This window comes from Nocardia sp. GP40 (assembly GCF_050434125.1).
GTDB classification, from domain to species: Bacteria; Actinomycetota; Actinomycetes; order Mycobacteriales; family Mycobacteriaceae; genus Nocardia; species Nocardia albiluteola.
Map to the genome: position 1 here is coordinate 1 of NZ_JBNPVW010000008.1, position 20,123 is coordinate 20,123.

Here is a 20,123-nt window from a genome sequence, read left to right on the forward strand (position 1 = left end):
CTCTGGGCCCTGCTCCGCGACGGACGACACTTCACCGCCACACCGCCAGTTGCCGTGCGAGAGGCCATCCCTGCTTGACATCTTCATTGAGATTCGCAGCGGGCGCGGCGACGGTGGCGTAGTTCCAGGTCAGCGAGCTGTCCTTTGCGGGTGTTGGTGGCGAACGCGGTCAACCGGTTGCCGTTGTGGTCGGTGAACCTGAGTTGGGCGCCGGGGTGGGGGCGTTCCCGGCGGATGATCACTCGTATGCCCGGCGGCCAGCCGGTCAGGTCGATCAGGCCGGTGATCTCGGCGACTGCAGCGCCGTCGCGGGGTTCGCCGTCGCCGTCGTAGGCCGGGGTCCATACTGTGTCCGGTAGGAGATCCAGTGCGGCGACGATGGTTTCGTTGAGTCCGAACCCGACCGAGTATTGGACCCGGCGGGCGTGGCAGTAGCCGAGGAACTCGTGCGTGCCGCCGCCGGCATCAGCACGGACCAGTATCTTCTTTCCGACCCGGTAGCCCGGCTGCCACGGCAGTTGCGCGATCGCGTCGTGCAGGACTTTCTTGTGATCGGCGGCGGTGTTCGCGCCTGCGTTGCCCGCCCGCAGCAGCGCCGCGGCGGGTTCGCCGGTTCCGTCGCTGCCGTGGTCGATGAACGCCAGCAGCGGATGGAACCCGAATCCTCGTTTGAATGTCGGTGCTGCTCTTTCTTTTTCGCTGTGCGCATCCAGGAGGGTGGCGTCCAGGTCGATGATCAGCGGATGCTCGGCATCGATGCCATGATCGGGAGCCCGGTCACCGGCGGCGCTCCACGCGGCCGCCCGCGCTGCCGCGCTGGCAGAAGTCAACGCGGACAACACTTTCGGTGCATCGGCGGCGAGGGTGGTGATCAGCCGTGAGATCGTGGGATCCGACGCGACCGGGCCGAACACCCCCGGCTGGTCCCGCAGCACCACCACATCTGACACGCAGTCCGCGCCCGCAGCCACAGCAATCGCCAGATCCAGCACGGTCTTGCCCGGATCATGTGTCGCAAGCGGTTTCCGCCATGGCGCCAGCGCCTCGGACAGGCCCTTCACCAGCCCGATCCGCTCCGCCGCGCGCACCAGCAGCACCGTCCCCGCCTGCGACACCAGCCCCGCACCGTCCCCGTCGGCGGCCAGCCGCGGATACCACGTAGAATCTTTCACCAGAAAGGTGCCTTCCGAACGCGATCATTCAACCTTCAGCAAGTCGAATTATCGCAGGTCGCAGGCACCTTTCGCCATTCCGGACCCACATCAGCCCAGCCAGCATGAATGCGCGAGGCTAACTCCGAAAGGTGTGCTGCGGGAGGTCGGGACTGGACACCACCCAAGTACACGACAATTGCGCTGGGTGTGTTAAGACTGGCTTCTACCGAAGGGCCTCCGGTGCACCAGCTCAGTCTCGGCGTAGTCGCGCGTTCACGAAAAGAGAACGAACGGCGGTTGCCGATCCACCCGCGCCACCTCGACCGGATCGACGCCGATCTCCGGGAAACCATCTACCTCGAACACGGCTACGGTGAACCCTTCGGCGTGCCCGACGAGCGACTGGCGGGCACGGTCGGGGGGATGCGCACGCGCGAGCAGCTCATCGCCGAGTGCGACGTCATCCTGCTGGCCAAGCCGCTACGGGAGGACGTCGCCGAACTGCGGGTCGGCCAGGTGCTGTGGGGCTGGCCACACTGTGTGCAGGACGCCGAGCTGACCCAACTGGCCATCGACCGGCGGCTGACCGTGATCGCCTTCGAGGCGATGAACCACTGGCGGCGCGACGGCTCGTTCGGCCTGCACGTCTTCCACAAGAACAACGAGCTGGCCGGCTACTGCTCGGTGCTGCACGCCTTGCAGTTGATCGGGTCGACCGGGGACTACGGCCGCCGGCTGCGAGCGGTGGTGATCGGCTTCGGCGCGACGGCGCGCGGCGCGGTGACCGCGCTGAACGCCCACGGGATCCACGACGTCGAAGTTCTCACCGCCCGTGGCCTCAGCACGGTCGGCTCGCCGATCCATTCCGCCACGATGGTGCATCTCGACCACGATGCGAACAACCCGGGCGACCCGCGTCGCAGCTACGCGCACACCGGGCACGGCCGGGTTCCCTTGGCCGGGTTCCTCGCCGAGCACGACGTCGTCGTCAATTGCGTGCTGCAGGACACCGACGCACCGCTGACGTTCCTCATCGAAGACGACCTCGCCGCTTTCACTCCGGGTAGCCTCATCGTCGACGTCTCCTGCGACGAAGGCATGGGCTTCAGCTGGGCACGGCCCACGACGTTCACCCGGCCGACCTTCCCGGTTGGCGACGGCGTCACCTACTACGCCGTCGATCACAGCCCGTCCTACCTGTGGAACTCGGCGACCTGGGAGATCAGCGAAGCGCTGCTGCCGCACCTACGGTCGGTCCTTTCCGGACACTCCACCCGGGACGATCACGAAACCCTCCGACGCGCGATCGAGATCCGGAACGGCACGATCCAGAATCCGGCGATCCTGTCCTTCCAGCAGCGCCTACCGGAATACCCGCACCACCGCCGCTGAACACCGGCGACCGCGGCAGCGCCGAGCTCTTCAAACGCCCGTCGCGCAGACCGCGAGGATGATCAGGTCGTGCAGCTCACTGGTGAGATTCGCGGTCCGGGGCCACCAGGCTCCATCGACCAGTCCGGATCCGGCATCGAGGCGGCGTAGCAGGACGCCCGGTGTGCGCGTCGGGGACGGGAACGGCTGCCGATTACCGCGGCCGGACGCTGTTTCGCCCATGGCGGCGTGGTTGGTGATGGGACGTGTTGCGCTCGAATGTCAGCGCGCCTCGTTCTGATCCGGGCCGGAATCTCCCCGGAGACGTACTGTCGAGGGAACGAGATCGCCTAGGTCTTGCAATCAAAGGATGCCCAGTTGTCCGACAAATCTCCGCGTAGCACGATGTCCAAAAAGCAGGGGAAATCGCTCAAGGAGAGACGAGCGGAGAAGAAGGCCAAGTCGGCCGCCGCTCAATCCGGTGTTGAAGCCTTGGAGAACAGGGACAAGAAGCGCAGGTAGACATACTCCTGTCCGCCGTCGGAGCTCAGCCCTGACGGGCTCAGCTCCGATAAGGGGAGATCGACGTCGTGCGAGTCGACGAACGGATACCGCCCGGGCTCGTCACGGCTCGATTCAAGGCAACGGGTACGCACCAGAGTCCGATTCCTCGAGCAGGCTCACATCTGGGCGAGGCGGGCGCCGCGCCGCCGTGGCCGCATCTGGTACAGGCGATACCAGGCCAGTGCGAGGAAGATCGCCGCCAGGCCGGCGACGACTCCCATATCTAGCAGCCACGTGCCGATGGTGTGCTTCCACAGCGGGTCGGGCCCGCCATTGTGCGGCGAGAGGGTGTCGAGGTCGATGCTGGCCGCTGCAGCGCCGTAGCCCCAGCGGGACGGTGACAGGTAGGACAGCTGTTGCAGAACGGGCGTGCCGGGAAGCCGCACCAGCCCGCCGGTGAGCACCAGTTGCGCCATCGACAGCACGATCAGCAGCGGCAGTGTCTTTTCCGAGGTGTCCACCGAGGCGGACACCAGCAAGCCCAACGCCAGCGACGCGATGCCCAGCATCGCCATCGCCAAGATCAACTCCAGCTGGACCGACGTGAATATCCCTGTCGGCGGGAAAGTCTCACCGATGGTGCCGATCAAGAACAGCACCGCCGTCTGAAGGACGGTGATCACGCCCAAGACCAGCAGTTTCGACATCAAATAGACCCCGGCCGACAGTCCTGCCGCGCGTTCTCTGCGATAGATCGTCTGTTCCTTGACGATCTCGCGAATCGCGTTGCCGGTGCCGATGAAGCAGGCACCGAATATCAAGATCATGAGCTTGGTCGAGGCATCGGTGTTGGTTCCGGGCGCCCCGGTGAAACCGGCGCCCGACGGCACCGCGGCGATCAGACCGCCCAGCAGCAGCGGCATCGCGCCGAGCAACGCCAGATAACTGCGGTCCGAGGCGATCACCGCCAGATAGCGCCGGCACAGTGTGCTGAGCTGGCTGAGCTTGGACTGCGGCGCGGGCGGCGGCGAAGCCGGTGTGTGTACTTCCGCCGGTCCGATGTCGTCGATCGGCCCGACATCGACGTAGTTCTCGAAGCGCGGGGAGTTCCGGAACTCTCCGGCCCAGTCGCGGTCCTCCTCGTGGTCGAATGCCTGGAACACCTCGGCCCAGGTGCGCTGCCCGAACTCCTCCAAACCCTCGGCGGGCGGTCCGTAATAGGCCAGCTTGCCGCCGGGCACCAGCACCAGGAGGCGGTCACAGGAATCGAGATTCGCCACGCTGTGGGTGACGACGATGACGGTCCGCCCGTCGTGGGCGAGTTCGGACAGCATTTCCATGACCGTCTTGTCGAGGCCGGGGTCCAGGCCGGAGGTCGGTTCGTCGAGGAACAACAGGGACGGTTTGGTCAGCAGTTCCAATGCGACGCTCACCCGTTTGCGTTGCCCGCCGGAGAGCCGAGCGATGCGGGTGTCGGCATGCCGCGACAAGCCGAGTTCGTCGAGGACTTCGTCGACTCGCTGTTCGCGCTCCTCGCGGGCTGTGTCACCGGGGAAGCGCAGCTCGGCCGCGTAGAGCAGGGCGCGTCGCGTCTGGAGCTGGTTGTGCAGGATGTCCTCCTGCGGAACCAACCCGATCCGGTGTCTCAGCTCGTCGTAATCGGTGTACAGGTCGCGTCCGTCGTAGCGGACGGTCCCCTCGGTCGCGGGCTGCAGCCCGGTGATCGCGCCCAACAGCGTCGACTTGCCCGCTCCGCTGGGTCCGATGACGCCGACGAGTGAGCGCTGCGCGATGGGGAAGGTCACGTCGTCGAGCAGCACTTTGCCTTCCGGTGTCCGCACGATCAGGTTCTGGACACAGACCGAGATGTCACCGGTGTCGACGGACTCGCGCAGTTCGTTGCCGACGAGCCGGTAGGTGGTGTGTCCCATGCCGATCAGGTCGGATTCGGACAGGTCCGCGGTCTCGATCCGGTGGCCGTTGACGTAGGTGCCGTTGTGGCTGTCGAGGTCGACGACTCGATATTTGCCTTCGGCGATCACCTGTAGTTCGGCGTGATGGCGAGAGACCATGAGGTCGGGCACGACGATGTCGTTGTCGGCGGCGCGTCCGATCCGGAGTGTGCCCGAGATGATCCGTACCAGCGCGCTGGGGTGGGCGGCCTGAGGCGACGACCGCGACACTCGGCGGGGCAGGCCCGGCTCGAACTTGGTGACCGTGGCTTCATCGTCGAGGTCATAGCCAGGATTCGGGACGATCATCGTGTCCCCGCCCCCGATGTCATCATCGAGCTCGGGCGCGGGGCCGGAGTTGGGTGAGGTTTCCAGCGAGCAGGACAACTGCGCACCGTATTTGGCATGCCCGAGCTGGAAGGTCTCGTCGTGGTCGATCACCATCCGCTCGACGCGGTGACCGTCGAAAAAGGTGCCGTTCAGGCTGTGCGCGTCCTCGATTTCCCAACCGCGGGATCCCCGCTCCAGCACGGCATGCAAGGCCGAAACACGCGGATCGGTGACGACAATGTCGGCGGCCGGATCGCGGCCGATGTTGTATGCACCCTCGGGGCGTAGCCGATAGACGTGTTCTCGCGTCTGCACCACGAGAACCGGCGACTCGGATAATTCCGTGGAGGACCGCTCATCCGCCATAACGGAAGTATACGACCGTGCCGAACTGTCGCGGCGACAAACCGCAATCCCGTCCGGGCTCGCGGAATCCGCAGCGAGGCCGCTCAACGGCCATACGACCGAGGCGGGACGAAGAAATTCCGATGGGATTCGAAATACTGATCCGATAAAACCTGATGCAAGATCGAAGCCGAATATTTCTCAATTTGTTTCATGTACCGAATTCCGTTACATCTGCGGCGAGGTCCGCAGCAAGACGGGCCGCGACTTCGTCATTGATCTGGACCTGGAGGTCCGGCGGAGCGTTCGCGAATACTGGTGTAGCGCGTGCACCGCCGGAACAGTTGCATGTGTTGTGCACTCATAGTGGACCGGCGGTGGCATCCGGCTTCCGCAGTGCGCCGGCAGGATCCACCACACGTTCCAGTGCCCGCAGATCGGCCTCGATCGACCGGAACAGCATGTAGGCGGCGATGAACGCGGCGATCGCGCCCAAGCACACTACCCGTACCGTGGGAATCACCAGCGGAATATCGTCCGGGGGCAGGACCGTTACCCCCGCCACCGCCAGCAGCGGCACCGACGCCGCCATGGCCAGAAGCAGGATGCAGTGGCGATCGAGTCGGTGTAGGTGCACCACGTCGCCCGCGCCGATGTCACCGTGCCGCAGGAACGCAGGGTAGATGCAGCGCACCATGTAGAACGTCACCAGGAAGAACGGATAGGCTACCGCCATCCCGCCGAAGACCAGCACATCCACCAGCAAATGCAGCACCGCTTGTCCGGTGAGCTCTCCGATCGCGAAGTGCATCACGATCGGAAACATGATCGCCGCCAGGCTCCACATCGAGAACGCCACCAGCACAGCGCGGTCGCCGAACAGCAGCGCATCCGATCGAGCTCGAGCCAGCACCCGCGGGTCGTACCGACGTCCCCGGCGCAGCCCGGGCAGGACCGTGAGCAGACTCCGCGACAGATACAGCACCGTCGCGATGCCCAGCGGGAAGAGCACCGCGTTGAATGGGGCGATGATAAGCCAGAAGGTGTGCTGGGCCGGCGGGCTCAGCCGGTCGACGATCAGCGACTTGTTGTAATTGATGTTGGCCAACGCCGCGAGCAGGCTCGGTCCGCCCATGGCCAGCACTACCAACGGCACCAGCCACGGCCGCAGCCGCAGCCGCCAGCTGTCCGGCGGCGGGTCGACCAAATCGCGGGCCCGCTCGTCCAGGCACAGCTCCAACTGCTGAGCCAGTGCCGCCCCATCGGCCCAGCGCTGGTCGCGTTCGGGCGCCAGACAGGTCAGCAGGACCCGCCGCAAGGCCGCCGGACAGTCGGGCGGGATGTGCTGCAGCGCCGCCGAATCAACCCCGATGCGGCGGCGCTGCAGCATGGCTGTCAGCGCGGCGGTGTCGTTCCCGGCGGCTGCGGTGCTGTCGTCGAACGGCTTGGCTCCGGTAAGCAGCTCCCACAGCACCACCCCCAGGGAGTAGATGTCCGCGCGGGTGTCGAGATCGTCGGCGCTGCGTTCGCCCCCCGGAAGACAGGCCTCCAGATGCTCCGGCGACATGTACGACAGTGAACCGCCGAAATACGCGACGGGGTTCGCGCCCGCCAGATCCCGGCTGAAACTGATGTTGAAATCGGCCAGTTTCGGCACCGCCTCCGCGGTGAGCAGCACATTGGCCGGTTTGACGTCGCGATGCAGCACCCCGTGCGCGTCGGCGTAGGCCAGCGCCTCCGCCAGTCGGCGGCCCAGCCAGGCGACCGTCTCCGGCCACGACAGCGCCGCGATCTCCGCGCGCACACTCGAATCGGTGGGCCGGATCTCGCCCTTCTCCTCCATCGCCGCGTCGACCGCGGCCAGCAGCAGCCGCCCGCTGCGCTGCTGGGGCGGGGTGGCCCGCACCCGGCGCAGCACGCCCAGCAGCGTGCCGCCGGGCAGGAACTGCATGTACAGCAGCCGCAGCCGCCGTGTATGGGGCCCGTCGGGGCCCGGCTCGTCGAGCAACTGCTGATCGAAGACCCGCACGATGTAGTCGTGATCGAGCTGCGCCAGAGTCTGTGGTTCGGTGCCGCTATCGGCGGAGATCTTCACCGCCACCAGCCGCTGCATCGACCGCTGCCGAGCCAGGAACACCCGCGCGAAGGCGCCGCTGCCCAGGCCGGTAAGCAAGTCGAAATCACCGATGCGGTCACCGACCTCGATCCGGTCCAGTCCGTCGACACCGATGGCGCTGCTGTCCACCACGCTGGAAAGGTCGCCGGTGGTGTGCCTGGCATCCCCCGACCAAGTCGCCGAAACGGCAGAGACCTCGACCGTCGATTCCGGACTCACCCACTGCGTGCCCTGATCCTCGTCTCCACCGCTCGCCATGATCACCGTCCCGCGCCCGACCTGGACGGAATAATCGGCGAATTGCTTGTAATACCGGCCGAGCGAGGTCAGATCGACCGCGGCGGTAGTCCCGCCGGTCCAGTCGTCGGCCCGCACGGCGGCCAGCAGGTCGTGATGCAACCGATCCATGGTGTCGTCTTGACCCGCGAGTTGTGCGGCGACATCGCCCGGATCACCGGACTCGAGCACCGCGGCGGCGCTGGTCGCCATTGCGGTGGCGGCCGCGCCCATGCGGGCCACGACCGGCTTCACCGATTCCGGAACCGCAGGCGCCGGGTGACGGCGGCGGCTGACGTCCGCGATATGTTCGGACAGGTCGGCCATCCCGGCAAGGTCGCCGACGAGCCGAATGGCCGTGACCACCTGCCGCAAGTCGCCGACGACGGGCGCTTGCACAGCGAGCAGCCGCACTGCCTCGTGCTCACAGTGATCACGCGTGAGGTCGATCTCGTGGCAGATGTCGATCGCCTGCTCGGCCAACTCGAGATCGGCGTTCAGCAAGGAATCCGTGGCAGCGGCGACAGCCACGCAGTCACGCAGACACATCACTCGCAACCGCCCGGCAAGCTGCTCTAGGTCCTCCTGGAAGCTAGTCCGCATAGCTAATCATCAGCTTTTGCCGGCACCGGCGCCAGTCCGGCCACCTACCTGGCCCGGCGAGCAACACCCCGAACGTGCGCCCAATCGCGCCGTTCTCGGCACTCGGGTGTCCAGGTCCGGTACGGGTCTACGCGCCCGGCTCCGGGTGGTGCCGTCGGGCCATTCGAAGGACACGCAGTCGCCGAATCGGACGGCCCGGCGAGTAACCCTCGCGACGGCCGGATCGGCGACCACCGAACGACGAACTTTGGGATCCCAATATGGGATCCCAAGCTATCCGTCACCTACCTCCCGTGGGACGGCCGCGCGAGCAGGCCCGATCAATCCCACACTCGCGAAGGAGGAACCCGTGTCCCTGCAAGAGGAAACCTCGGGCCGAGGCGCCGTCGGCGCACCATACGCCGCACCGGCATCGGACGGCGCCGTTCCGGTCGGGCGCACGAACGTCCGGTGGAAGCTGTTCGTGCTGCTCCTGGTCCTCGTGACCATCAACTACGTCGACCGGGGCTCGATCTCCGTCGCGCTCCCCCTCATCCAGAAGGACTTCAAGCTCTCCCACTCGATGGTGGGCCTGCTGCTGTCGGCGTTCTTCTGGTCCTATGCCGCGATGCAGGTGCCGGTCGGCTGGCTGATCGACCGCTTCGGCCCGCGCAGGGTCGTCACGGCCTCGCGTGTCGGCTGGGGCGCCGCGACCGCGGCCTCGGGATTGACCGGCGGATTCACCAGCATGTTCATCGCCCGGCTGGGCATCGGCGTCACCGAGGCGGGCGTGATGCCCGCGGGCGGCAAGCTCAACGCGATCTGGATGCATTCCCGCGAACGCGGCCGGGGGGCAACGATTCTCGATGCCGGCGCGCCGCTGGGCGCGGGCGTGGGCGGCATCCTGGTGACGGGACTGATCGCGGCGTTCGGCGGCTGGCGGATGGCGTTCATCGTCGCGGGTCTCGCCACCGCCCTGCTCGGCGCGGCCGTCTGGTGGTACGTGCGCGACAGCCCGCGCCGGCACCGCGGTGTCAACGAGGCCGAGGTCGAGTACATCGAGGCGTCGCACTGGGCCGAGGACGAGCAGGCGCGCGCCGGCGGCAGCACGACCCGCCGCGGCCTGCTGCCCTACCTGAGGTTCCGCTCGTTCTGGGCAATGTGCCTCGGCTGGCTCGGCTTCAACGGTGTCTTCTACGGCCTGCTCACCTGGGGTCCGCTGTACCTGTCGGAGGCCAAGGGTTTCAAGCTCGCCTCGATCGGATGGTCGACGTTCGTGATCTTCGGTGCGGGCTTCGTCGGGGAGATCCTCGGCGGCCTGCTCGCCGACCGGCTCCGCGCCCGGGGGTATCGCACCAACGTCGTCATGCGTTCGATGCTGGGCATCGCGAGCCTCGTCGTCGTGGCGGGCCTGGTGGGCGTGACGACTGTGAGCACGCCGATCACCGCGGTGGTACTGCTGTCGGTGGTGCTGTTCTTCCTGCGCTGGGTGGGACTGTTCTGGTCCGTGCCGGCGACCCTCGGTGGCCGCACCAACGCCGGAATCCTCGGCGCCGCAATGAATCTGGGCGGCAACATCGCGGGGTTCGTGACGCCGATCGCGGTCGGGTTCATCGTCGGCGCAACGGGCGGTTACACCGGTGCGCTGCTGTACTTCGTGGGCGCCGCGGTCCTCATGGGCGCCAGCGTCCTGACCCTCGACTACAGCAAGCGACTCCCGGTGTAAGCCGGTGTGCTCGAATAAAAATCGACCGACATCAGTCCGACCCCGAGGAGAAGACGTGGTGACACCGCCCGTCGAGGAGCCGCACCGGGACCGCCCGCTGCGCGAGGTGATTCGCGACAGCCTTCGGACGCGCATCTTCGAGGCGCACTACGCCCCGGGCACGCGCCTGGTCGAGCGCGACCTCGCCGCCGAGTTCAACGTCTCGCGCCTCCCGGTGCGCGAGGCGCTGCGCATGCTCGTGCAGGAGGGCCTGGTCACCGAGCGCGGCCGCGGCTCGGTGGTGGCGGAGCTGAGCGACAAGGACGTCGCGGACCTGTTCGATGTGCGGCTGTCGCTGGAAGTGCTCGCGTGCAGCCTCGTCGCCGAGCGCGCCACCGCCGAGGATCTCGCGCGGCTCGGGGACATCCTCGACCGGGCGCAGGACGCGTTGTCCCGCGGCAGCATCAACGAGGCGCACCGGGCCAACAGCGAATTCCACGACGAGATCACCCGCATCGCCGACAACCGTTTCCTGCGTGCCGCACTCGAACCGCTGCAGGGCCGCATGCACTGGCTGTTCCGCCACGTCACGGATCTGCCCGAACTCGTGCAGGAGCACCGCGACCTCCTGGCCGCCATCACCAGCGGCGACCAGCAGCGCACGGCGGAGCAGTCCGCGAAGCACATCGGCAAGTACCGGGCGCAGTACCCGGAAACCATCTGAGAGAGGGATCCATGAGACTTCTCGTCGTCAACCCCAATATCAGCGACGACGTCACCGAGCTGATCCGCGCGGAGGCGATGCGCTCGGTCGCGCCCACCACGGAACTGCTCGTGCGCACCGCCGCCCGCGGCGTCGAGTACATCGAGACCAGGTTCGAGGCGTTGCTCGCCGCGGAGGCCGTTGCGGAGGTGATCGCGGAGCATCGCGACGTGGACGGTGTGGTGGTTGCCGCGTTCGGCGATCCGGGCATGCCCGCGCTCAAGGAGCTCGTGAGTGTGCCCGTCATCGGGATCACCGAGGCGGCGCTGTGCGCGGCGGCGCTACAGGGACAACGCTTTTCGATCATCGCGATCTCGGACCGCATCACCGCCTGGTACCGCGAAAGCGTCGAGCATTTCGGTTTCGGGAATCGTCTCGCCTCGATCCGGTCGATCAAGGAGGCCCTGCGCGGAATCGGTTCGGTCCAGGAGGATTTCCGCGCACCGCTGGTCGAGCTCGCGCGACGCGCGGTCGCCGAGGACGGCGCGGATGTCGTGATCCTCGCGGGCGCACCGCTGGCCGGGCTGGCCCGCGACGTCATGGCCGAGATCCCGGTTCCCGTCGTCGACGGCATCGGCGCGGGGATCCGCTTCGCCGAGGCCGTGGTCGGTCTCGCGTCCGGGCCGCACCGGGCCGGTTCGTTCGCGGCCCCGCCGCCCAAACGCCGCGGCGGGCTCAGTCCCGCTCTCGAGTCCGCGCTCGACGCGGCCCAGACCGCAGGGAGCACCCGATGAAGGCCGATCTCGTGATCGCCGACGGTCTCGTCGTCAACTCCTCCGGCACCCGGGCCGGGCACGTCATCGTCGCGGACGGACGGGTGAGCGCCGTACTCGACGCGTCCGAGACCGTGCCCGAGGCGATGCGGACCGTGGACGCGGCCGGGCGCGCGGTGATTCCCGGCGGGGTCGACGGGCACTGCCATGTCGCCCAGGTAACCGGCCGCTATCGCACGCTCGACGACTACGCGGTGACCTCGACGGCCGCACTCTGGGGCGGCACGACGACAATTCTGGACTTCGGCATCCCCCGCGACGCAGGCGAATCTCCGCTGGCGGCAGCGAAGAACAAACTGGAGCTCGCCCGCGCTGCCCGCTGCGACGTCGCGCTGCACGCGTCGGTCGTCAGCTGGGACGAGACGGTTCCGACCCAGCTCGAAGAGCTTGCGGCGCTGGGCATTCGCTCGGTCAAGATGTACATGACCAACCGCGGCACCACCATGGCAGACAACGACACCATGCTGCGCGTCATGCGGGAGATGGTGCGCCTGGACGGCCTCACCTACGTTCACGCCGAACACGACGCGCTGGTCACCGATTGCACGGACCGCCACGCCGCCGACGGCCGGACCGCGATCGAGCACCTGCACCGGACCCGGCCCGAACTCGCCGAGGAGACCTCGGTCCGGGAGGTCTTGGCGATGGCCGAATACACCGGCGCCCCGGTGTATTTCGTCCACCAGTCCACGCCCGGCGCCGTCGATCTGGTCACCGAGGCCCGCGCCCGCGGCCTCGACATCCACTCCGAGACCTGCCCGCACTACCTGGTTCTCGACGACGGCGTGTATTCCTCGCGCTTTCCGGAATGGTACGCGTGCTGCCCGCCCATGCGCTCGCCGGAAACCGTTGCGGCGCTGCTGAAGCGGTTCGCGGACGGGTCGATCCACACGGTCGCCAGCGACCACTCCTGCTACGACCTCACGCAGAAGCGCGAGCGCAGCGACGACATCCGGCAGATGCCGCACGGGCTGCCCGGCGTCGAGACACGCATGCCGGTCGCATTCACCGCGCTCGGATCCCCGACGCCGCAGCTGCTCGAACGGTTCGTGGAACTGTTCTCCGCCGGACCGGCCCGCATCAACTCGCTGCCCGGCAAGGGCGTGATCGCGCCCGGCTACGACGCCGACCTCGTCGTCTTCGACCCCGCCGAAGTGCGTGCCGTCGACAGCGCGGCACTGCACATGGGAACCGACTTCTCGCCGTTCGAGGGACGGCAACTACGCGGCTGGCCACAGCTCGTGGTCGCGGGCGGCCGAGTGGTCCTGGACGAGAACGGTTTCCACGACCCCGGACCGGTCGGCCGCTTCCTCGCGCGCCCCGGATACCACGAGTTCGCCACGCGTGGCGAGCTTCTCACGGCGGCGGCACGGTGAGCCCGATGGATACCCAGCGCACCACCAGGATCGGCATGATCGTGCCGTCGTCCAACACGTGTCTCGAGCCGATGAGCTACCGAATCATCGGCGACCGTGCGGATGTCACGATCCATTCCACGCGCATCCCCGTCACCCGCATCGCCCTGGATGCGGGCTCGGACCGCCAGTTCGACGTCGAGGGCATGCGGCGGGCCGCCGAACTGCTCGCCACCGCCGACGTCGACGTCATCACATGGAACGGCACCTCGGGCTCCTGGCTGGGACCGGAACACGACCGGCAGATCGCCGCCGAGATCACCTCCGCCACAGGCATTCCCGCGACCACCTCGACCCTCGCCTATCTCGACGCCTTCACCGAGTTCGGCACCCGCACGATCGGCCTCATGACCCCGTACACCCCGGATGTCAACGACCGCATCATCGATCGCTACACCGAGGAGGGCGTCCGGGTCACCGGCCACCGTTCACTCGGCCTGAGCGACAACGAGTCCTTCGCCCGCGTCCGGCCGGACGAACTCCTCCCGGGCTCGCTCGAACTGACCCAGGGTCACCCCGACGCACTGATCTTCCTGTGCACCAACCTGTACGGCGCACCGATCGTCGCCGACCTGGAATCACGCACCGGCGTCGCGGTACTCGACTCGGTCGCGGTGACACTATGGCGCTGCCTGCAGCTAGCCGATGCTCCGCTGCTCGACCCGCGCTGGGGAAAGCTGCTGACCTGAGCTGAGGCTGGATTGACACGGCGTTGGCCTTCGCCGGACCGCAGGATGCAGAGTTCTGAAAACGATTCTCAGGGCAGCGGAGTCTGATCGGACGTCGGCGACAGCCAACGCACCAGCTCGACGATGTCCGAGTCCACTCGCACGGCCTGCCACAGCCGCGCTGCCACCTCCGCACGAGTCCGCAGAATGCCGAAGTCCCCCTCGGAGAACAGCTTCGGCAGGACCAACGCCAACCCCGCCCATGCTTGCGGCCGGATGGGGTCCTCGTGTAGTTCGCGCTGGTACCGCGCGAAGGCCTCGTCGAGATCGCCCGCGAGGTAGGCACGGTCGCCGTCGGGCTGATCCGAATCGGACAATTCCTGCGCGGCAACGGGATCGAGCGTACACAGCTGAGCGGCGAGCGGCAGTGTCCGATGCTGCTCCGGAATATCGTCCTGCTCGACCGATCGAGAGGAAGGCAGCTGGGCGGGCACCCCTTCTCCCGCGCGCCACCTGGCGGCAAGCCCCTCCACGTCGGCCGGATCGAGGTCGAAATTGCGCACCTGCCAATAGGTCCGGTGCGCCGAAGCTTTCTCGCCGACCGCGTGCCGCACCTGCAGCGGCACCTCCACATCGCCCCATGGACGCATGCGGTCGGCCAACGCATTCAGCAGGTCGATGCCGTCCGGGGTCAGCAGATCGGAGGCCAGGGCCTGTTCGATGGCCCCCTGCACGTGCCCACGCCACAGCTCGAACTCCACGTGCGACGGCAGCGATCCGTGGCACGCCGAATGACGGTGCACCCGCCAGAAGTCAGTCACCCCGAAGAAGGCGTAAATGCCGTGCATGAGACCGTAAATCGGCCGCGGATCGTCGCGCCAGGGTGCGTAGAACCGGCACACCGGAACCGCATCGAACAACACCGTGTGGTCCAGCAGCAGATTGAACTTCGAGTGCTGGATCTCGTGCACGAGCGTCAGCGCGAGCTGACAGGAATCGACCGGTGTGGTGGTGTACACGCAGCCGGGACCGGTGCTCGTGGTATGGCTCGCGCTGGGCACCCGCGGCCGGTCGCTCAGCGGGACAATCACGGTCAGGCATTCCCGCATTACCGACGAGTATGCGGGCAGCTCCGCATCGAGCAGACGCCAGGCCGCCGCGAAATCGCGCCGCCAGCGCGCTGCCTGGTCCGGTGTGAGTCGCGGCGGGTTCGACGCCCCGGACACTGTCGAGTCGCGGAACGGATCCACGTCATCGATCGCCACAGCAGGAATCGACTCGCTACCACCCGCGTTGCGCATCGGTAGCCACATATCGGATTCCGTTGCGGTACTGGCGATATCGATCGATCCGCCGTCCCAGTCGAGCCGGACCACACCGTCGGGCCGGTAGTGCACACGGCCGCTCCCGCAGTAGTCCGGCGCAGCCGGCCGCAGCAGCCCGACGGACGGCAACACGACCTCGCCGTTGCGGATGACGACGTGCACCGTGTCCGCGAACCGGTCGTTGATCGCCGCCGCGGCGAGCAGCCAACCCAGATAGCCGGAATCGGCCCACAGCGGCGCTGCCGAGTCGGTGGCACCGGCGCCAATCCGGAGCAGCATCAGGCTGATCCAGTTGCCGAGATGCGGATGTGTGAGCACCCACACGGCGGTGTCCGGCGCCTCACGCATCAGATCGTTCAGCGCCGCAAAGGCATCGGGCAGCCCGGAGGCTGCGGCCTGTTCCGGCAGCTCTGCCGTAATCTCATCGATCAGCTTGCGCAACAGAATTGTTCGGGTCACGAGCAGACTCTCTGTGAGCGCCTGGATCGCGGCGGGACTGCCGTGTCCGGTGCTCATGTCTGCCAAAACGTCGGTGTTGTCGGCCATTTTCTCGTTCCGGTTTTCAGCGCCTGCGCGCGGTGTCCAAATTAACGCACCAGCGCCGCGACGATGTCGGCGCGCACGCGGGATTCGATGTGCTCGATGAGTTTCTTCAGATCCGCGCAGTAAACCGACGGGTTGCGGAAACCGGTGTCTGGGCGGTACCGGTGCACATAGTGCCCGCCCCCACAGACGGTGTGTACCGGGCAAGCCAGGCAGTCCTCGCTCAGCGCGGCGGCGCCGATCTGACGCGCGACGATATGTGGGTCAGTCAGCGCCAGATCCAGGGGATTGCCCTGTCCACCAATCGGAAGCCGGGTGGCGCCGGCAAACGCCGACTTCAGTTCGTCAACCTGCTCCAGGCTGCCGTCGGTCTCGATGACCGCCAGCTGTATCGGCGCCAGCCCGAGCGACTCCGAACCGTCCCGGCCACCCAGCAGCAGTTGGATGATGATGTCGAACAGCCGCACCTGGGTCTCCAGCCGCGGTGCGCCGTACCAGCGGTCGAATATCGGGATTAACCAGTCTGCGTATGGCGTCGTGGCCGGGTCGGATGTTCGCTGCGGCGGCGGGGACTGCCAATTGCCGTGTGGCAGTAGGAAATCTATCGCAGGAGGCTCGAACCCGACCAACGCCTCATAGGTCGCCATCGGATCGTTCGCCACATCGACGGTGCACAATATTCCCGAGAAAAGATGGCGGTAGCGGTCGTCGAGCAACTGCTCCAGTCCGGCCACTACCTGCACATAACTACCTCGTCCGCGGCGATCACGCCGATGCCGGTCGTGCCCGCGCTCGTCGCCGTCCACGCTCACACCTATCCGGATAGACCATCGATCGCAGATCTCGAGAAACTTCCGATCCAGCAGCACGCCGTTGGTCTGCAGGCCGAACTCCACCGCGGTGACAGGTTCCAGGATTTCACGCGCGATTCGGGCGTACCGGTCCAGATTCTCGTACCCGGCCAGCAGCGGCTCACCGCCATGGAAGACGAGCTGAACCTCGCGCACACCGAATCGCGCTGCATGCTCGGCGATCATCCGACAGGCGTTCTCGAATACCTTGCGATCCATGACCTTTGGCTGATCTCGCCAGCTCTGGTCGACCATCTCGTACATATAACAGTAGTCGCACGCGAGGTTGCACCGGCTGTGGATCTTGATCACGTACTCCGTGAACGGCAGCGGGGCCCATCCGCCGGCCCGAAGTCCGGAAACATCCAAACCTTCTGCGGGCCAGTATTTTCCGGTCGACACCGAAATCCTCCTCGGGCCCGATGCGGGCCGGTACCGTGGCCGGCAGCACGTCCGCCCACGGATTGATTGACCACGATGACCAGCTCGTCGGCCCGTTACTGGGCGGGGCGGCTACTCATCGGCCGCCCCGCAGTGCCTAACCGGCGCGCACCGGACCGACGAAGGAATTGTGGAGGGGACGCCGGGCCGGTTCCTGGTGCCGTTCCACTGCGGCCCGCAACGCGGGGCTCGCATCCTGCAGCAACTGGTCCAGGTTCTTCCCGGCCAGCTCACTCAGTTTTCCCATGACGAACTTCCTCTCGTGTTCGACTTCGCCCACATGCCGCAATCCCCAGCATGGTGTCGACAGCCTTGCCGGCGATCGCGCCTGCAGGAAGGGCGGAATTCAGCCGGGCAACAACATCCCGGCGGGTTAAATATAGGATATGAATCACGCCGTGCGCACCGAGCAATTCCCAAGAATGGGGATCGCGAGGCCGCCACTGCAGCCCGACTACTGATGTTTTTCGGTCGCCCATAAAGCTGGGCGGAAGTCCCGTGGAGATCAATAATTCACAGAGGACCTGATACCCTGTCCTCGGCGGCCCACGACTGCTATTCTGCGCACCCCCAAGAATGCAGACACGCTGTCCAACTCGGTGCGCTCTCACGCCTGCGGTCATCAGGACGCTTCGCATCCCGGCGCCAGGCTAACGAAGGGCGGTTACAAATGTTCGAAAATCCGGCATGCGTGGGTCGGACGACTGTCGCACGAGACTTGCAGGTCGGTACTCGACGGCTGCAGATCCGTGAGGCAATCACGGAAGACGTCCGTGGCATGTGTGAGACGCTGGCGGAGGGAACCAGGGAAGCCTTCTCGCCATTGCCGGGCGGTGAGCAATGGGCACCGCGACTTGCCGTTGATACAGCGTCCAGATATCAAGCGATCTTCACGAGGGTGATTTACAACAGCCGATCACGGAACAGTGACACCAGAGTATTCGTCGCCGCGGCCGACGACGACACCGTCGTTGGTTATCTGACTTATGCGAACCTCGACGACCGGACCGGACAGGTCTCAGGGTGGTACCTGCGAAAACAATATCACGGCACCGGATTGGCCGGCAAACTAATGGATGCGGTTCGCGCGTGTAGAGGTCGTCGAGATGTGATCACGAGCACCACCGAGAGAACCCGAGCGATGGCCGCGTACAAGAAAGCTGGATTCGTCGAGGACACCAGCATCGCGCTGGACGACCCGCGTCGAGAGCCCCCGGCGCGGTGGCTCGAGTTCGGCTGCCCCGAATTCTATACCGACGGCGCCGGTAACCTTGCCCGTGACGAAAGCGGCCCGATCCGCGTCGGAAGACAGATTCCTCTGATCATGTACTATCTGAAGCCCTGAATTCGGTTCACTCCGGCGACTTCCGGGCGAGTTGTTCGATCCAGTTGGCGGAACGCGGTGCGACAACGGGCTTCGAGACCTGCGCACGCCTCCAGGGCTCCGGTCGAAGGAGCGGCGGGTTGATCCGCAGATCGTGGTCGGGTTGCTGGTGGACAGGTTCGGGTTTCCCCTCGAGATCGCTTGTTTCGAGGGGAACCGAGCCGAAACGACCACGATCTTGCCGGTGGTCGAGGCATTCCGCACCCGCCACGGCCTCGCCGATACCCCGATGGTGATCGCCGCCGACGCCGGGATGCTGTCGGTGGGCAACCTGACCGAGCTCGACACGGCCGGGATGTCGTTCATCGTCGGCTCACGCACCGTGAAGGCGCCCGGTGATCTGGCGTCGCATTTCCATTGGCACGGAGACCTTTTCCACGACGGGCAGATCATCGACACTGTCACCCCGCGCCATTCCAACACCCACGTCAACGACCGCAAGAAACGTGCCGAACCGGTCTGGTCCCCCGACAACACGCGGGCTTGGCGGGCTATCTGGCACTACTCGGCGGCCCGGGCGAAACGCGACACGATCACGCTCAACGCCCAGGAAGCCAAAGCCCGGGCCGTGGTCGCCGGCGACAAGGCTGTGAAGGCAACGCGATTCGTGAAAATCGCAGGCAAGGACCGGGCTCTGGACGACAAGGCGTTGCAGCGGGCGCGGTCGCTGGTCGGGTTGAAAGGCTACGTCACCAACGTCGCGGTCGAGGTGATGCCGGCCGCGGAGGTGATGGCGAAATATCACGAGCTTTGGCATGTGGAGCAGTCTTTTCGCATGTCGAAGACTGATCTGCAGGCGCGGCCGATGTTCCACCGGACCCGGGATGCGATCGAGGCCAACCTGACCATCGTGTTCACCGCGCTCGCGGTCGCCCGCCGGGTCCAGGCCCTCACGGGCCTGTCCATCGCGAACGTGGTCAAGCAACTGCGGCCGTTGCGGTCGGCGACGATCACGATCAACGGCACCAGCCAAACGTTCCCACCCGACATTCCCGCAGCTCGAGCCGAAATACTCGCCGCCATCGACGGCGGGACCGACACACTAAGCCAAATGTCCTAACTCAGGTTCGATGTCGAGGGCATGCGGCGGGCCGCCGAACTGCTCGCCACCGCCGACGTCGACGTCATCACATGGAACGGCACCTCGGGCTCCTGGCTGGGACCGGAACACGACCGGCAGATCGCCGCCGAGATCACCTCCGCCACAGGCATTCCCGCGACCACCTCGACCCTCGCCTATCTCGACGCCTTCACCGAGTTCGGCACCCGCACGATCGGCCTCATGACCCCGTACACCCCGGATGTCAACGACCGCATCATCGATCGCTACACCGAGGAGGGCGTCCGGGTCACCGGCCACCGTTCACTCGGCCTGAGCGACAACGAGTCCTTCGCCCGCGTCCGGCCGGACGAACTCCTCCCGGGCTCGCTCGAACTGACCCAGGGTCACCCCGACGCACTGATCTTCCTGTGCACCAACCTGTACGGCGCACCGATCGTCGCCGACCTGGAATCACGCACCGGCGTCGCGGTACTCGACTCGGTCGCGGTGACGCTATGGCGCTGCCTGCAGCTCGCGGGCGCTCCCCTGCTTGCCCCTCGTTGGGGCAAGCTGCTGGCCTGAG

General features: G+C 66.4%; 14 protein-coding genes and 3 pseudogenes. 9 read left to right on the top strand and 8 right to left on the bottom strand.

Annotated elements, in window-relative coordinates; translation table 11 throughout:
• Positions 1 to 86: 86 nt before the first annotated feature.
• Positions 87 to 1,175 (bottom strand): annotated as a pseudogene (locus tag ABH933_RS23915) (IS1380 family transposase); the annotation flags it as partial.
• Positions 1,176 to 1,394: 219 nt separating this feature from the next.
• Between ABH933_RS23915 and ABH933_RS23920 the strand changes: the two are divergent.
• A complete protein-coding gene (locus ABH933_RS23920; protein WP_429421374.1) occupies positions 1,395 to 2,546 on the top strand; it encodes a N(5)-(carboxyethyl)ornithine synthase in 1,152 nt (383 codons plus the stop codon).
• A gap of 30 nt (positions 2,547 to 2,576) precedes the next feature.
• Here ABH933_RS23920 and ABH933_RS23925 read toward each other — a convergent pair whose 3' ends face one another.
• The 4 genes and pseudogenes from ABH933_RS23925 to ABH933_RS23940 all read right to left on the bottom strand — a co-directional run.
• On the bottom strand, positions 2,577 to 2,768 hold the full coding sequence (locus ABH933_RS23925; RefSeq protein ID WP_429421372.1) for a DUF5994 family protein: 192 nt from the start codon (positions 2,766 to 2,768) through the stop codon (positions 2,577 to 2,579).
• A gap of 437 nt (positions 2,769 to 3,205) precedes the next feature.
• Positions 3,206 to 5,677: an FHA domain-containing protein gene (locus ABH933_RS23930; protein WP_429421370.1), complete on the bottom strand. Its 2,472-nt coding sequence runs from the start codon at positions 5,675 to 5,677 to the stop codon at positions 3,206 to 3,208.
• A 340-nt stretch (positions 5,678 to 6,017) separates the two neighbouring features.
• Positions 6,018 to 8,375, bottom strand: a complete 2,358-nt coding sequence (locus ABH933_RS23935) for a protein kinase domain-containing protein (RefSeq protein WP_429421406.1) — start codon at positions 8,373 to 8,375, stop codon at positions 6,018 to 6,020.
• 30 nt (positions 8,376 to 8,405) lie between these two features.
• Positions 8,406 to 8,651, bottom strand: a pseudogene (locus ABH933_RS23940) (phosphate transport system regulatory protein PhoU); the annotation flags it as partial.
• 349 nt (positions 8,652 to 9,000) lie between these two features.
• On the opposite strand from ABH933_RS23940, the gene ABH933_RS23945 reads away from it, so the two are divergent.
• Genes ABH933_RS23945 through ABH933_RS23965 form a run of 5 tightly spaced genes read left to right on the top strand, consistent with a single transcriptional unit; the run spans position 9,001 to position 13,975 of the window.
• A complete protein-coding gene (locus ABH933_RS23945) occupies positions 9,001 to 10,356 on the top strand; it encodes an MFS transporter (protein ID WP_429421368.1) in 1,356 nt (451 codons plus the stop codon).
• A gap of 55 nt (positions 10,357 to 10,411) precedes the next feature.
• Positions 10,412 to 11,059, top strand: coding sequence for a GntR family transcriptional regulator (locus ABH933_RS23950; protein WP_429421366.1), 648 nt, complete (start codon positions 10,412 to 10,414; stop codon positions 11,057 to 11,059).
• A gap of 11 nt (positions 11,060 to 11,070) precedes the next feature.
• A complete protein-coding gene (locus ABH933_RS23955) occupies positions 11,071 to 11,832 on the top strand; it encodes an aspartate/glutamate racemase family protein (protein ID WP_429421364.1) in 762 nt (253 codons plus the stop codon).
• Entirely contained in the window at positions 11,829 to 13,247 is a 1,419-nt protein-coding gene (locus tag ABH933_RS23960; protein WP_429421362.1) for an amidohydrolase family protein, read from the top strand. Before ABH933_RS23955 ends, ABH933_RS23960 begins: the two co-directional genes overlap by 4 nt.
• Before the next feature lie 5 nt (positions 13,248 to 13,252).
• Positions 13,253 to 13,975 carry a maleate cis-trans isomerase family protein gene (locus ABH933_RS23965; RefSeq protein WP_429421360.1) on the top strand — a complete coding sequence of 241 codons (723 nt, stop codon included), beginning with the start codon at positions 13,253 to 13,255 and terminating at the stop codon, positions 13,973 to 13,975.
• A gap of 68 nt (positions 13,976 to 14,043) precedes the next feature.
• Here ABH933_RS23965 and ABH933_RS23970 read toward each other — a convergent pair whose 3' ends face one another.
• From ABH933_RS23970 to ABH933_RS23980, 3 genes are all read right to left on the bottom strand, one after another.
• Positions 14,044 to 15,825 (bottom strand): HEXXH motif domain-containing protein, encoded by a 1,782-nt coding sequence (locus tag ABH933_RS23970; RefSeq protein WP_429421358.1) that lies wholly within the window; start codon positions 15,823 to 15,825, stop codon positions 14,044 to 14,046.
• Positions 15,826 to 15,866: 41 nt separating this feature from the next.
• Positions 15,867 to 17,075 (bottom strand): FxsB family cyclophane-forming radical SAM/SPASM peptide maturase, encoded by a 1,209-nt coding sequence (locus ABH933_RS23975; RefSeq protein ID WP_429421356.1) that lies wholly within the window; start codon positions 17,073 to 17,075, stop codon positions 15,867 to 15,869.
• 136 nt (positions 17,076 to 17,211) lie between these two features.
• Positions 17,212 to 17,361, bottom strand: a complete 150-nt coding sequence (locus tag ABH933_RS23980; RefSeq protein ID WP_429421354.1) for a hypothetical protein — start codon at positions 17,359 to 17,361, stop codon at positions 17,212 to 17,214.
• Positions 17,362 to 18,012: 651 nt separating this feature from the next.
• On the opposite strand from ABH933_RS23980, the gene ABH933_RS23985 reads away from it, so the two are divergent.
• The 3 genes and pseudogenes from ABH933_RS23985 to ABH933_RS23995 all read left to right on the top strand — a co-directional run bounded on the left by ABH933_RS23985 (position 18,013) and on the right by ABH933_RS23995 (position 20,122).
• Positions 18,013 to 18,459: a GNAT family N-acetyltransferase gene (locus ABH933_RS23985; protein WP_429421352.1), complete on the top strand. Its 447-nt coding sequence runs from the start codon at positions 18,013 to 18,015 to the stop codon at positions 18,457 to 18,459.
• 103 nt (positions 18,460 to 18,562) lie between these two features.
• Positions 18,563 to 19,558, top strand: a pseudogene (locus ABH933_RS23990) (IS1634 family transposase); the annotation flags it as partial.
• A 21-nt stretch (positions 19,559 to 19,579) separates the two neighbouring features.
• Positions 19,580 to 20,122: a maleate cis-trans isomerase family protein gene (locus tag ABH933_RS23995; RefSeq protein WP_429421350.1), complete on the top strand. Its 543-nt coding sequence runs from the start codon at positions 19,580 to 19,582 to the stop codon at positions 20,120 to 20,122.
• Position 20,123 lies beyond the last annotated feature (1 nt).

Bases quoted from the DNA above. Each gene is read 5' to 3' on its own strand.
- ABH933_RS23965 (WP_429421360.1), top strand. From the start codon at position 13,253: ATGGATACCCAGCGCACCACCAGGATCGGCATGATCGTGCCGTCGTCC.
- ABH933_RS23960 (WP_429421362.1), top strand. From the start codon at position 11,829: ATGAAGGCCGATCTCGTGATCGCCGACGGTCTCGTCGTCAACTCCTCC.
- ABH933_RS23995 (WP_429421350.1), top strand. From the start codon at position 19,580: ATGCGGCGGGCCGCCGAACTGCTCGCCACCGCCGACGTCGACGTCATC.
- ABH933_RS23925 (WP_429421372.1), bottom strand. From the start codon at position 2,768: ATGGGCGAAACAGCGTCCGGCCGCGGTAATCGGCAGCCGTTCCCGTCC.
- ABH933_RS23930 (WP_429421370.1), bottom strand. From the start codon at position 5,677: ATGGCGGATGAGCGGTCCTCCACGGAATTATCCGAGTCGCCGGTTCTC.
- ABH933_RS23970 (WP_429421358.1), bottom strand. From the start codon at position 15,825: ATGGCCGACAACACCGACGTTTTGGCAGACATGAGCACCGGACACGGC.
- ABH933_RS23955 (WP_429421364.1), top strand. From the start codon at position 11,071: ATGAGACTTCTCGTCGTCAACCCCAATATCAGCGACGACGTCACCGAG.
- ABH933_RS23935 (WP_429421406.1), bottom strand. From the start codon at position 8,375: ATGGCCGACCTGTCCGAACATATCGCGGACGTCAGCCGCCGCCGTCAC.
- ABH933_RS23980 (WP_429421354.1), bottom strand. From the start codon at position 17,361: ATGGGAAAACTGAGTGAGCTGGCCGGGAAGAACCTGGACCAGTTGCTG.